Genomic DNA, 12,020 nt, shown 5'->3' on the forward strand with positions numbered 1-12,020 from the left:
CCCCGTACGGGCCCCCGCACGGGCCTGAAACCGGCCCGGCAGCAGCCGTGATCACTCCTCCCGCATCGGCACCGACAGGTACGAGGGATCGGACGCGGGGGAGGAGAAGGTCAGCTGCGCGCCGGCCGGGTTGTGCTCGATGTACAGCGGGTCGACGGTGTCGACCACGAGCGCCAGCCGGTGTCCGGCCGGGACGTCGTAGGCCGTGGAGAAGAGCTCCAGGTCCACGGCGAACGGCTTGCCCGGCGTCTTGTCGTGGAAGGTGTACGGGGCGTTGCTCACCAGCTTCCCGACGCCGAGCGGGCCCACGTCGTAGAGGTACGCGACGAAGGTGCCGCTGGACCTCGTCGGCGTGACCGTGGTGTGCAGCACCGGCGTGCCGCGCACCGCGGCGCCCGAGCCGTACCGCCCGGACTGCCAGACGGCGGCGAAGGAGCGGGGGAGGAGGGGGACGGAGACGGCGGGCGGGGTCTGCGCCAGCTGGTCGAGGAGGTTGCTGAGCAGGACGATGCCGCCGTTGGCGCCGGAGTCGACGTTGGCCCAGACGTGCTCGGAGTCGTTCAGGGCGAGCCGCTCGCGGTGCGCGTTCACCGACTTCCAGTCGGCGTACCCCTCGTAGCCGCCGTCGGAACGGGGCTTGAGCTGGACGGGCGGCTCGCGGTCGATGCCGTTGTCGGTGCCCTTGAGGTAGCGGTCGAACCAGCGGTGGGCGCTGGTCCAGGTGTCGTTGGGCAGGCCGAGGATGCCGGTGGCCTCGGCGGTGGCGTGGTCGCCGGGGCGGAACTCCAGCCGCTTGGGGCCCTTCAGCTTCTCGTAGAAGCTCGCGTACTGGTTGGGCGGGAAGATGGTGTCGCCCCAGGCGTTGCCGAGCATGACGGCGGCGCCGTTGGCGTTGATCCGGTCGAGGTACGTGGCGGCCGACCGCTGCCGGCCCCAGGCGATCATCTCGTCCTCCTGGTCCAGGTTCGACGAGAGGAAGTCGCCCAGGATCTTCTCCAGTTCGGGGCCCGGCCTGCCGGTCAGGTACCCGGCGCCGCCGAGCAGGGCGGCGGCCTGGAGGTGCTGGGTGCGCCCGCTGTAGATGGACTCGATGAGGTCGGCCCAGCCGCTGAGCGCGGCGACGGCCTTGATCCGGGAGTCGTGGGCGGCGGCGAGCAGGGAGATTCCGGCGCCGTAACTCACCCCGGCCATGCCGACCTTGGCGGGATCGGCCGGGGTGTTGGCGAGCGCCCAGTCGATCACCTTCGTCGCGTCGGCGACGTCCTTGGGTCCGGCGGTCTCGATCTCGCCGCCGGACTCCCAGAAGCCGCGCGAGTTGTAACTCACCACGACATAGCCGGAGTCGGCGAGCTTCCGGGCCTGTGCGAGGTACTCGATCTGGGGCATGGCCCAGCTGGTGGGCAGCACGATCACGGGGTAGCGGGCGGAACCGCCGGCACCGGCGGGTGTGACGACGTTGGCCTTGAGGACGGTGCCGCCGTCGCCGGCGATGTCCACGAACCGGATCGACGTGCCGCTCTCGGCGGCCTGGACGGCGGGCGCCACGGACAGGGCCGTCCCGGCCACCAGGACGGCGGAGGCGGCGAGGGCCAGGGATGTGCGCACGGGCCACTCCTCGATGGGGGGTCACTGATGGGGGGCAGTGAAGTGGCCCGACGCTATCCGCGGTGTGCTACCCGTGGTAACCGGTCGGTAAGTTACGTGCGGGTAACGATTGGGGGGCGGGTGCGGGTGCGGGTTCGGGATGGTGGTCGGCGGGCCCGGAGGGGCCCGGCGGGGCGGGGCAGGGCTTCGGGCCCGGCGCCCTGCCCCCACCCCATGCCACCCCGCCCCGCCGGGCCCGTGCCGCCTACCCCGCCGCCGCGGGCACGGTCGCCGGAGCCTCGCGCAGCGCCTGCGCCGCAGCGAAGTCCGCGTACGCCTCCCCGTGCATCCCGGCCGCCAGCAGCATCGCCGACCGGTCCGTCAGCGCCCGGGCCTCCGCCGCCGGGGAGAGCCGGCGGGCCAGCGCCACTCCCTCGTCGAAGAGCGGACGCAGCGGGCCGTGGACCCGGCGGGTGCCGCCCTCGGTGCGCAGTGCGACGCGGAGCGTGAACCGCCGGTGCGCGGTCACCAGTTCCGGCAGCCCTCGGTCCGGATCGGCCTCGGTCCGCCGCCTCAGCTCCGCCACCCGCGCCTCCAGGGACTCCGTCGACCCGTCGAACGCACGTCGCACGTCGGGCGTCCAGTGCATCGGGTCCTGGCCGAGGAAGGGGACCGGCGCCTCCGCCGAGGCGGGCGGCTCGTCCGCGCGGCCCGACAGCAGGAGGAGCGTGACCCACCAGGCGAGGGTGTTGCCCCCGCGGGGGTCCCCCTCGGCGGCGAGCCGGGCGAGCGCCTCGCCCGCCTCCCCGCGGTGTTCCGCCGCCTCGCGAACCCTCCCGGCCCGGTCCAGCACCTCGGCCTGCCGCACCAGCGACCACACCAGGAACGCCGCGGTCGTGCGCCCCTCGGCCACCGTCGTCCGCAGTTCCGCCAGGAACGCCCCGAACGTCTCCACCGCCTCCCCGGCCCGCCCCGCGGCCTCCAGCACCGCCGACGTCTCGACCGCCCCCCAGAAGTCGGATCCCGCCGGCCGCCCGTGCCACTCGGCCGCCTCCGCGTACCTCCCCTCCTCCATCAGCACCGTGACCAGCCGCCCGCTCATGGCGTGGGGCTGCCCGGTCCGGCCTCGCTCGTACTCCGCCCGGCCGAGCGCGGCCAACTCCTCGCACAGGGCCCGGCCCTCGGCGCGCCGCCCCAGCTCGAACAGCGCCCGCTGGTGCCGGTCGAGGGCCCGGCGCAGCGTCTCCGCCCGCTTCGCGTGGTCCTTCCGCATCAGGCGCGCCACCTCGACCGCCTCCCCGGCCAGCTCCTCGCTCCGTGCGGGCGTCGCGCCCGTCTGGCTCAGCGCCGCCCCCAGCGACCAGGCCAGCTTCGGCGCGTACGCGTCGGGGCTCACCCGTGCCAGCACCCGGTACGCCTCCACCTGCTGAGGAATCGACAGCCGCCACGACGCCAGCAGCAGCACCCGCGCCCTCAGCACCTCGTCCTCGTTCACGGCCCTCACGTTCCCCGTCCCACCCCTGTGTGTCATGGCGGAGATTCTGGGCGTCGGCCGACAGCCCGGACAAGGCGCGCGAACTGTGCGTTCCGTCCTACGAAAACCGGCTCTGACCTGTCATGATGGACACGTCTTCACCCCTCCTCCAGGCTGGACCCGTGAAGCGGACGAGCCTTCCCGACGTGTTCGACCCACGGATCCACGCCGCAGGGCCGCCCCACGACGCCTACCGGGAACTCCGGGACCGGGCGCCCGTCGCCCGGCAGGACGAGCCCGCGGTGCTCGGCTGGCCGGCCGGTCCGGGGTTCTGGGCGGTGACCCGGCACGCCGACGTGGTGCGGGTGCTCAAGGACGCGGGGACGTACTCCTCCTGGCTCGGGGCCACCCAGATCCGCGACCCCGACCCGGCCGACCTGCCGTTCATCCGGCGCATGATGCTCAATCAGGACCCGCCGGAGCACGGCCGGTTGAGACGGCTCGCCAGTCGCGCCTTCACCCCCCGGCGGATCGAGCGCTTCGAGGCGACCGCCCGCGCGCGGGCCAGGCGGCTGCTCGCGGCGGCGCGGGAGGAGGGTGGCGAGGTCGATCTCGTCCGGGCCGTCACCGACGACTACGCCCTGCTCAACCTCACCGACCTCCTCGGGGTGCCGGCGGGCGACCGGGCGCTGCTGCACGCCTGGACCGAGCGGGTCATCGCCTACCAGGACCCGGACGAACCGCCGGTGCTCGGCGCCGACGGGAGGCCCGTCAACCCCAGGTCACCGGCGATGCTCGCCGAGATGTTCGGATACGCGCAGGAGCTCGCCGCGCACAAGCGCGAGCACCCCGCCGACGACCTCATGACCGCCCTCGCCACCACCGAACTCGCCGGCGCCGAACTGGAGATGTTCTTCTTCCTGCTCACCGTCGCCGGCAATGACACCGTGCGCTCGGCGGCGCCGGGCGGGGTGCTCGCCCTCTGCGGGCACCCCGGCGAGCAGGACCGGCTGTGGCGCGGCGAGGTGGGCATGGACACCGCCGTGGACGAGCTGCTGCGGGCGCACCCGCCGGTGCTCTCCTTCCGCCGCACCGCCGCCCGGGACGCCGAACTCGCCGGGGTGCGGATCGCGGAGGGCGACAAGGTCGTCGTCTTCCACGTCTCCGCCAACCACGACGAACGCGTCTTCGCCGACCCGCACCGCCTCGACCTCGGCCGCCGCCCGAACCCGCACGTCTCCTTCGGCGACGGACCCCACGTCTGTCTGGGCGCCCACTTCGCCCGGTTGCAGCTCCGCGTGCTCTACGAGGAGCTGAGGGACGCCTGCGCGGGCGTCGAGGCCGCCGGGACGCCCCGACGGCTCGTCTCCAACTTCATCAACGGGATCAAGTCGCTGCCGGTACGGCTGCGGGAGCCCTGAGCGCCGCCCGCGTCACGTCGGCCACCAGCTCGACGACGTCGGGGCCGTACGCCTGGGAGTTGACGACCTTCAGCAGCAGGACGAACGACCCGCCCCGGTGGGTGCGGGCCAGCCGCTCGTGGTGGCGGGCGAGGTAGCGGGTCGCCGCCTGGTTGGTGATCGCCCGCTGCCCGCAGAAGAGGAAGACCGGCCGCCCGCCGTCGCCCGCCGCGATCCGCGCGAGCACCACGTACTCGACGGCGCCCGGGTCCATCAGATACCGCTCGCCGCCGACCTCGATCGCGCCCCGCTCCTCGACCGGGTCCTTCTCCGTGTTCATGGAGAGCCCCGGCAGCAGGGTGCCGAGGTGGGCGGCCGACCGGCGGTTCGACCCCGGCCCGCCGAGGCAGAACTCGGTGCGGTCCCCGAAGCCCAGGTGGGTGCGGTCGTGCTGGACGATCTGCGCCTGCGCCCCGCAGTCCTTCACCAGCGCGGCGAGTTCGAGCAGCGCGAAGACGTCGAAGCGGTGCACCGCCCCGTCCCCGCCCGCCTCCCGGTTCACCACGAGCAGGCACTCCGCGTGGCCGGGCAGGCCGAAGAACGCCTGCTTGCGGCGGAGCCGCCGGCGCCACACGTAGGTCCGGGTGAGCCAGCCCAGGGACGCGCTGAGGCCGGTCGCCAGCACGCCGAGCACGATGTTCCGCAGGTCCTCGTCCATAGGGGCGCATGCTAGCGGCGGTCGGGTGACCGTTCGAGAGGGCCGGAAAGCGGTCCTGACCTCCGGGCGCCGGGGAAGTTACGCTGCGTGGAACGACGTTGACGGGAGGTCAGGGATGTCCGCATCCGGCCGGCGGTACGGGGTGATCGCGGCGGCGGTCGTGGCGGCGCTCTCGGTGGGTGCGGCGGCCCCGCCCACGACCGCTCCGCCCGGCGCGCCGGGCGACGTGCCCGTGAGGACGTCCGCCGGCGTGCCCGCGAAGGTGCCCGTCGCCGTCGGGTACGGCGGGGCCGTCGCCAGCGTCGACGCCGACGCGAGCGCCGCCGGCATCGAGGTCCTGCGGCGGGGCGGCAACGCGGTCGACGCGGCCGTCGCCGTCGCCGCCGCCCTCGGCGTCACGGAGCCGTACTCGGCCGGCATCGGCGGAGGCGGCTACCTCGTCCACTACGACGCCCGGAGCCGTACGGTCCACACCGTCGACGGCCGCGAGACCGCCCCCGCCTCGGCCGACGCCGGCCTCCTCACCGAGAACGGCGCGCCGCTCCCCTTCGCCGAGGCGATGACCAGCGGGCGGGGCGTCGGCACCCCCGGCACCCCCGCCACCTGGGCGACCGCGCTCGACGCCTGGGGCAGCAAGCCGCTCGGCGAACTTCTCGCCCCGGCCGAGCGCCTGGCCCGCGAGGGCTTCACCGTCGACGCGACCTACCGGGCCCAGACCGCGGCCAACGAGGCCCGCTTCCGCGACTTCCCGGCCTCCGCCGCGCTCTTCCTGCCCGGCGGCCGGCTCCCCGAGCTCGGCTCGGTCGTGAAGAACCCGGACCTGGCCGACACCTACGCGACCCTCGGCGAGCGGGGCGTCGGCGCGCTCTACCGGGGACCGATCGCCCGGGACATCGTCCGCACCGTGCGCACCCCTCCGGTCCGCGCGGGCGCGGACCGCGTCGTCCGGTCCGGCGACCTGACGGAACGGGACCTCGCCGCGTACCGGACGGTCCGGCGCGCGCCCACCGAGACCGCCTACCGGGGACTGCGCGTCCTGAGCATGGCCCCGTCGTCCTCCGGCGGCACGACCGTCGGGGAGGCGCTCAACATCCTGGAGTCCACGGACCTCTCGGCCGCCCCGGAGCCGCGTTACCTCCACCGCCTCATCGAGGCGAGCCGCATCGCCTTCGCCGACCGGGGGCGCTGGGTCGGTGACCCCGCCTTCGAGCGGGTGCCCGTGCGGGGTCTGCTCTCCCAGCGGTACGCCGACTCCCGTGCCTGCCTGATCCGCGACGACGCCGTCCTGCGCAGCCCGCTCGCTCCCGGCGACCCGCGTCACCCGGTGCCGTGCGGCACCGCCGGGGCCGCGGCGCCGACGACGTACGAGGGCGAGAACACCACCCATCTGACCGTGGCGGACCGGTGGGGGAACGTCGTCGCGTACACCCTCACCATCGAGTCCACGGGCGGCAGCGGCATCACCGTCCCCGGGCGTGGCTTCCTGCTCAACAACGAACTGACCGACTTCTCCTTCGTCCCCGCGAACCCGGCCGTCCACGACCCGAACCTGCCCGGGCCCGGCAAGCGCCCCCGCTCCTCGATCTCCCCGACGATCGTGCTCGACCGGCACGGCCTGCCGGTCGTGGCGCTCGGCTCACCGGGCGGCGCCACCATCGTCACCACGGTGCTCCAGACCCTCACCGGCTTCCTCGACCGGGGCCTGCCGCTCGTCGACGCCATCGCTGCCCCGCGTGCCAGCCAGCGCAACCAGGCCGACACCGAGCTCGAACCGGGCCTCTGGGACAGCCCCGTACGGACCCGGCTCGAAGCCCTCGGGCACACCTTCCGGCAGAACCCGGAGATCGGCGCCGCCACCGCGATCCAGCGCCTCCCCGGCGGGCGCTGGCTCGCGGCGGCGGAGACCGTCCGCCGGGGCGGCGGCTCCGCGATGGTGGTCCGGCCGGACCGCTGACCGGGCGCCTTGGCCGGTCCGGAAGGTGCGGCCCGGAGTGCCGTGAGGATCCGGGTGCCGCGGCGGTCCGGCCCGGAGTGCGGACAGGCGGGGCCCGGCGCCCCGGCGGTCCGGCTCAGAGCGCCGTGAGGATCCGGGGGCCCGCGTCCGTGACGGCGACCGTGTGCTCGGCGTGGGCGGCCCGGGAGCCGTCGAGCGTGCGGATCGTCCAGCCGTCCCGCGCCGTGTAGTGGCCGTCGCCGCCGCCCCCGACGAGCATCGGCTCGATCGCCAGGACCATGCCGTGCCGCAGCCGCATCCCGCGTCCCGGCCGCCCCTCGTTGGGCACCCCCGGGTCCTCGTGCATCTCCCGGCCGATGCCGTGTCCGCCGAAGCCGTCCGGGACGCCGTACCCGGCCTTCCGGCACACCGTGCCGACGGCGTGCGCGATGTCGCCGATCCTGTTGCCGACCACCGCCGCCGCGATGCCCGCCGCGAGGGCCTCCTCGGCGGCCCCGATCAGCCGGGTGTCCTCGGGGCGGGCACGGCCGACGGTGAAGCTGATCGCCGCGTCCCCGACCCAGCCGCGCAGCCGGGCCCCGCAGTCCACGGAGACCAGGTCCCCGTCCCGGAGGACGGTCCCGTCCGGGATGCCGTGCACGATCGCGTCGTTGACGGACACACAGACGACGCCCGGGAAGGGCACCGGGGCCCAGTCCGGGTGGTAGCCCAGGAAGGGCGAGCTCGCGCCCGCCCCGTCCAGCACCTCGCGGGCCGCCCGGTCCAGGGCGGCGGCCGGCACGCCCGGCGCCGCCAGCTCGCGCGCCGCCGCCAGGGCGCGCGCCACGATCCGGCCCGCCTCGCGCATGGCCGTCAGGTTCTCTTCGGTCTTGATCTCCACCATTCCCATTACTATACCGGTATAAAAATGGGAGGGGGTCGGTAGAGTGGTGAGCATGGTGCGCACCCCCCTGACCCCGGAAGAGCGCGAGCGCGGCGAGCGGCTCGGCCGACTGCTCCGCGACGCGCGCGGCGAGCGTTCGATGGTCGAGATCGCCGCGGCGGCCGGCCTCTCGGCCGAGACCCTGCGCAAGATCGAGACCGGCCGCGCCCCCACCCCGGCCTTCTTCACCGTCGCCGCCCTCGCCGGCGTCCTCGACCTGTCGATGGACGAACTGATCGTCCACTGCGCGCTGCTGCCCGTCTGAACACGGGCGGCGGCGGACCGCGAAGGGGCGGACCGCGAAGGGGCGGGCCGAGGCGCCGGGGCGCGGCGCGCCGCCCGGTGGCCGCCGCCCCTGCCGGGGTGGAGGCTGGAGGTGGGACGTCCGGGTGGACCGAGGCGTACCGCACGGAGCCTCCGCCCGGCGGGAAAGGGGCCGTGCCATGCGCATGCTCCTCAAGGTCGAGATGAACACCGAGTACTCCAACGACCTCATCCGGCAGGGCGCCATCCAGGGACTCATGCGGGAGGCGCTCGGGCGGATCCGTCCCGAGGCCGCCTACTTCACCGTCGAGAACGGCTGCCGCACCGGCTACTTCTTCTTCGATCTGGCCGAGACCGCCGACATGCCGTCGATCGCGGAGCCGTTCTTCATGCGGCTCGGCGCCAAGGTCCACTACTCGCCGGTGATGAACCAGGAGGAGATGGCCGAGGGCCTCAGCCGCATGTCCGGACGCGGCTGATCCCCGGCCGGCCCCGCGCGGCGGCTGGTCAGGGCGCCGCGACCGCGAGCTGGACCCGGCTGTGGAGGGGCCGCTCGATCTCGTCGAGGAGAGCGAGCGCCAGATCGGCGTGCGCGATCCGGCCCGGACCGTCCACGACCGCGCCGACCGCCGTCCGGTAGCCGCCGGCGGGCTCCGCCTCCGCGTTCAGGTCCAGCGGCGGCACCACCATCAGCCAGTCGAGCTCCGGCCCGGCCGTCGCCGTCAGCAGCTCGAACTCCACCACATGACCCTGCGCGAACGCCCGCCACGGCGCGGGGAAGTCCGGCGCGTCCATCAGCCGCACGCCGGCCGCGTCCTCCAGGGTGGTGGCGATCCCGAGCGTCAGCAGCCGGCCCACACCGGCCGCGGTGAGCCCGGCGGCCAGCGCCTTCGCCGTCGCCGCGAAGTGCTCCTCCGACGGCACGTCGAGGCGGACGGAGGCGTGCACGGCCGCGTCGTGCCCGGCGGCGAGCCCCGCCACCGACTCCCGGTCCGTCGCGTCCCCACGCGCCACGGTCACGCCCGCCCGCCCCAGGTCCGGATGGCGGGCCGGATCCCGCACCACGGCCGTCACCCGGTGCCCCCGGGCCACGGCCTCCGCCACGGCCGCCCGGCCGACCCGCCCGCCGGCGCCGAACACGATGATCTTCTTGCTGCTGTCGTCGTCGCTCATGGCCGGGACGGTAGGACGGAGGTGCCCGGTTACTTCAACGGTACCGGCGCGGCTACCGTCGGACCCATGAGCCAACTGCCCCCGATCCCCGTCCTGTTCGACGACCCGGAGTGCGCGGACGGCGCCGTCCAGCCGTTCCGCGTCGGCGACAAGTGGACCGGCGTGGTGCTGCGCTGCCTGGAGGCCGGCGCCGCCCGCCGCTTCGGCGAACTCCGTACCGCGCTGCCCTGGATCACTCCCAAGGTCCTCACCGAGACCCTCCGCTCCATGGAGCGCAGCGGCTTCCTCACCCGGAGCGTGTACGACGAGAACCCCCCGCGCGTCGAGTACGCCCTCACCCCGCTCGGCCGCTCCCTCCTCGGCCCGCTCGACACCGCCTGTGCCTGGGCCCGCGCCCACGGCGGCGAGGTGGGTGACGCGCGCGCGGCGTATCCGGGCCCGTGACCCGCACCCCGGCGCCCACCCCCTAGGGCCTGTCGTCAAACTCCCGTCTGCCCCGCGACGCCATGCACGCGCTCTCGCCGCACCGGACACAAGCCCGAGTACCCCAGTACGAGGGCATGTGCCCGGCGCTCCCCCAGCCTCCGGCCGGGGGGACCCCCAGAGCACGCACCTGACGCCGCGGGGCCGCCCTTCGGGCGACGACGGGAGTTTGACGACAGGCCCTAGGCTCTCCGCTCATGACGACCGACGACACCCCCGACAACACCCCCACCCCCGCGCCGCGCCTCCCCGACGAGCTGCGGCGCGGCCGCTACCTCAGTCTCACCACCTTCCGGAAGAACGGCACCGGCGTCGCCACCCCCGTCTGGTACGCCGTCGAGGGCGAGCGGGTGTACGTGTGGACCCGCACCGACTCCTGGAAGGTCAAGCGCCTGCGCAACGACCCCCGCGTCGAACTGGCCGTCTGCGATCTGCGCGGCAACGTCCCCGAGGGCGCCGTCAGGACCCCCGGCACCGCCCGGCTCGTCACGGGGGAGGAGCTGCGGCACGTCCGCAAACTGCTCTCCCGCAAGTACACCTACCAGTACTGGCTGGTCGACTGGCCGGCCACCCTCGCCCGCCTCGGCAAGCGCCCCCACACCGGGATCGTCGTCACCCTCTGAACCGGGCCGGGCCCACCCACCGGCAGGGCGCCGATGTGGTCCCCGGGGCACGGAAAGGAAAACGGTCCGTAGCCGTCCCGTAACACGACTGCGGTGCAATGCCCTGCGGCGGACCGGAAGGTCCCCTTCTACGGCAGGGCAGGTGCGCAGGCATGACGGTCACTCACATTCCGTCGGAGATGGCGGAGTTCACGCACTGGCTGGGCGGGCTCGCGGGCCGGGCCGAGCGGGTCGGCGGCTGGTGGGCCGTCTTCGCCGAACGGGACCCGGAAGGACTCCGCGCCTGCCTCGACGGCGCCGAACTGCTGCCCTGGGACGTCGTCGAGTCCCTCCTCCAGGACGTGGGGGAGGGAGCGGAACGGGGGCGGGAGCTGTACGCGGCGGCCGCCGGCGTCCACGACCGGAGGGCCGGCGGCGCCGCCGCGCTCGCCGCCCGCCGCGAACTGATGGAGCGCGAGCGGCGCCACGCAGAGGCCCGGATCCGGGAGCTGGGGGAGCTGCCGCCGGCCGCCGACCCCGAGGAGGCGGCACGGTTCGCGCACGACCTCGCCTGGACCCGCGACGACCACGCCCGCGCCACCGCCCGGATCGTGGACCTCACCGACCGCCTCGACCGGCTCCACGCGGTCCCGGCGCCGGGCGGCGACGCCGCGGGACCGGAGCGGCGGCGGCCCCGCGGAGCCCGGTACGCGGGGGCGGAGGGCGCCCCCGCCGAAGGGCCCGAGCCCGCCGTCGTACCCGGACTTCCCGTCGGCGCCGCCGCGCCGCGCGGCGCCCGCTTCCGCGTCCGCACCTCGGCGCGCACCGCCGACGCGCCCGAGCCGGCCGCCGCCCCGGCACCCGGCCCCGACGAGACGGAGGAGGCCGCGCGCGCAGCCGCCAACGCCGTCTACGCCCTCCGGCGGCTGCGCGCCCAGGGCCGTACCGGCGAGGTGCACGTGCTGCTCTGCGAGGCGCTCGGCGGACCGCCCGGCCGGCTGCCCGCGCTCGCCGCGGAGCTGCACCGCGCCGGGTTCGGCGCCGACTGGGGCACCCTGCTCTGGGAAGCGGCCTCGCTGCCGCCCGCCCGGCTCGCCGCCGTCGCCGGGGCGCTCGCCGACGCGGGCCGCGCCGACGACTGCGAGCAACTGCTGCGCCAGGGGCTCGCCCGGCCGGTGGAGGAGCTGGCCGGGGCCGTCGCCGGGCTCGTCACCGACGGCCACGACCGGGAGGCCCACGCGCTGCTCACCGCCTTCCTCCGGGTCCGCACCCCTGAGGAGGCGGCGCGGCTCGCGGCCGTGGACCCCGCGCTCCTCATGCCCCGGCTCGGCGCCGCGGCGCGCGGCCTGTCGCCCGCCGACGACCGTGCCCTGCGGCACGCGCTGCGGGTCGCCGGCGTCCTCGGCCCCTGAGGCCGGCCCCGTACGAGGGCGGAAAGGTGTGAGC

At 75.2% G+C, this 12,020-nt stretch carries 12 protein-coding genes; 7 read left to right on the top strand and 5 right to left on the bottom strand.

Translation table 11 applies throughout. The features are described from left to right. Positions 1 to 51: 51 nt before the first annotated feature. Both ACFYT9_RS23425 and ACFYT9_RS23430 read right to left on the bottom strand, forming a co-directional pair. On the bottom strand, positions 52 to 1,605 hold the full coding sequence (locus ACFYT9_RS23425) for a CocE/NonD family hydrolase (protein WP_389166834.1): 1,554 nt from the start codon (positions 1,603 to 1,605) through the stop codon (positions 52 to 54). 244 nt (positions 1,606 to 1,849) lie between these two features. Further along, the gene (locus ACFYT9_RS23430; protein WP_389166836.1) at positions 1,850 to 3,079 is read right to left on the bottom strand and encodes a hypothetical protein; all 1,230 of its coding nucleotides are present in this window, start codon (positions 3,077 to 3,079) and stop codon (positions 1,850 to 1,852) included. Positions 3,080 to 3,204: 125 nt separating this feature from the next. Between ACFYT9_RS23430 and ACFYT9_RS23435 the strand changes: the two genes are divergently transcribed. After that, positions 3,205 to 4,479: a cytochrome P450 gene (locus ACFYT9_RS23435; protein ID WP_389166839.1), complete on the top strand. Its 1,275-nt coding sequence runs from the start codon at positions 3,205 to 3,207 to the stop codon at positions 4,477 to 4,479. Here ACFYT9_RS23435 and ACFYT9_RS23440 read toward each other — a convergent pair. Next, complete coding sequence (locus ACFYT9_RS23440) at positions 4,445 to 5,176, bottom strand: hypothetical protein (RefSeq protein ID WP_376600424.1); 732 nt, start codon at positions 5,174 to 5,176, stop codon at positions 4,445 to 4,447. The genes ACFYT9_RS23435 and ACFYT9_RS23440 overlap by 35 nt on opposite strands. Positions 5,177 to 5,291: 115 nt before the next feature. Here ACFYT9_RS23440 and ggt point away from each other — a divergent pair, with 115 nt between their 5' ends. Then, a complete protein-coding gene (gene ggt, locus ACFYT9_RS23445) occupies positions 5,292 to 7,130 on the top strand; it encodes a gamma-glutamyltransferase (protein ID WP_387275778.1) in 1,839 nt (612 codons plus the stop codon). A gap of 115 nt (positions 7,131 to 7,245) precedes the next feature. Here ggt and map read toward each other — a convergent pair whose 3' ends face one another. Further along, positions 7,246 to 8,013, bottom strand: coding sequence for a type I methionyl aminopeptidase (map, locus tag ACFYT9_RS23450; RefSeq protein WP_389166843.1), 768 nt, complete (start codon positions 8,011 to 8,013; stop codon positions 7,246 to 7,248). A gap of 52 nt (positions 8,014 to 8,065) precedes the next feature. Between map and ACFYT9_RS23455 the strand changes: the two genes are divergently transcribed. Further along, entirely contained in the window at positions 8,066 to 8,317 is a 252-nt protein-coding gene (locus ACFYT9_RS23455) for a helix-turn-helix domain-containing protein (RefSeq protein ID WP_376605057.1), read from the top strand. Positions 8,318 to 8,495: 178 nt separating this feature from the next. Next, on the top strand, positions 8,496 to 8,795 hold the full coding sequence (locus tag ACFYT9_RS23460) for a hypothetical protein (protein WP_389166846.1): 300 nt from the start codon (positions 8,496 to 8,498) through the stop codon (positions 8,793 to 8,795). Positions 8,796 to 8,823: 28 nt separating this feature from the next. Here ACFYT9_RS23460 and ACFYT9_RS23465 read toward each other — a convergent pair whose 3' ends face one another. Then, positions 8,824 to 9,489 (bottom strand): NAD(P)-dependent oxidoreductase, encoded by a 666-nt coding sequence (locus ACFYT9_RS23465; protein WP_389166849.1) that lies wholly within the window; start codon positions 9,487 to 9,489, stop codon positions 8,824 to 8,826. A 66-nt stretch (positions 9,490 to 9,555) separates the two neighbouring features. Here ACFYT9_RS23465 and ACFYT9_RS23470 point away from each other — a divergent pair, with 66 nt between their 5' ends. The 3 genes from ACFYT9_RS23470 (at position 9,556) to ACFYT9_RS23480 (ending at position 11,986) form a co-directional block, all read left to right on the top strand. After that, complete coding sequence (locus tag ACFYT9_RS23470; protein WP_389166852.1) at positions 9,556 to 9,933, top strand: winged helix-turn-helix transcriptional regulator; 378 nt, start codon at positions 9,556 to 9,558, stop codon at positions 9,931 to 9,933. Positions 9,934 to 10,169: 236 nt separating this feature from the next. After that, positions 10,170 to 10,595 carry a PPOX class F420-dependent oxidoreductase gene (locus tag ACFYT9_RS23475; protein ID WP_389166855.1) on the top strand — a complete coding sequence of 142 codons (426 nt, stop codon included), beginning with the start codon at positions 10,170 to 10,172 and terminating at the stop codon, positions 10,593 to 10,595. Positions 10,596 to 10,747: 152 nt separating this feature from the next. Continuing rightward, positions 10,748 to 11,986, top strand: a complete 1,239-nt coding sequence (locus ACFYT9_RS23480) for a UL36 very large tegument protein (protein ID WP_389166858.1) — start codon at positions 10,748 to 10,750, stop codon at positions 11,984 to 11,986. The last annotated feature ends 34 nt before the right edge of the window (positions 11,987 to 12,020 follow it).

The sequence above is a fragment of the Streptomyces sp. NPDC004435 genome (assembly GCF_042873895.1).
Classification (GTDB): domain Bacteria; phylum Actinomycetota; class Actinomycetes; order Streptomycetales; family Streptomycetaceae; genus Streptomyces.

Bases quoted from the DNA above. Each gene is read 5' to 3' on its own strand.
- ACFYT9_RS23435 (WP_389166839.1), top strand. From the start codon at position 3,205: ATGGACACGTCTTCACCCCTCCTCCAGGCTGGACCCGTGAAGCGGACG.
- ACFYT9_RS23440 (WP_376600424.1), bottom strand. From the start codon at position 5,176: ATGGACGAGGACCTGCGGAACATCGTGCTCGGCGTGCTGGCGACCGGC.
- ggt (WP_387275778.1), top strand. From the start codon at position 5,292: ATGTCCGCATCCGGCCGGCGGTACGGGGTGATCGCGGCGGCGGTCGTG.
- map (WP_389166843.1), bottom strand. From the start codon at position 8,013: ATGGTGGAGATCAAGACCGAAGAGAACCTGACGGCCATGCGCGAGGCG.
- ACFYT9_RS23455 (WP_376605057.1), top strand. From the start codon at position 8,066: ATGGTGCGCACCCCCCTGACCCCGGAAGAGCGCGAGCGCGGCGAGCGG.
- ACFYT9_RS23460 (WP_389166846.1), top strand. From the start codon at position 8,496: ATGCGCATGCTCCTCAAGGTCGAGATGAACACCGAGTACTCCAACGAC.
- ACFYT9_RS23465 (WP_389166849.1), bottom strand. From the start codon at position 9,489: ATGAGCGACGACGACAGCAGCAAGAAGATCATCGTGTTCGGCGCCGGC.
- ACFYT9_RS23470 (WP_389166852.1), top strand. From the start codon at position 9,556: ATGAGCCAACTGCCCCCGATCCCCGTCCTGTTCGACGACCCGGAGTGC.
- ACFYT9_RS23475 (WP_389166855.1), top strand. From the start codon at position 10,170: ATGACGACCGACGACACCCCCGACAACACCCCCACCCCCGCGCCGCGC.
- ACFYT9_RS23480 (WP_389166858.1), top strand. From the start codon at position 10,748: ATGACGGTCACTCACATTCCGTCGGAGATGGCGGAGTTCACGCACTGG.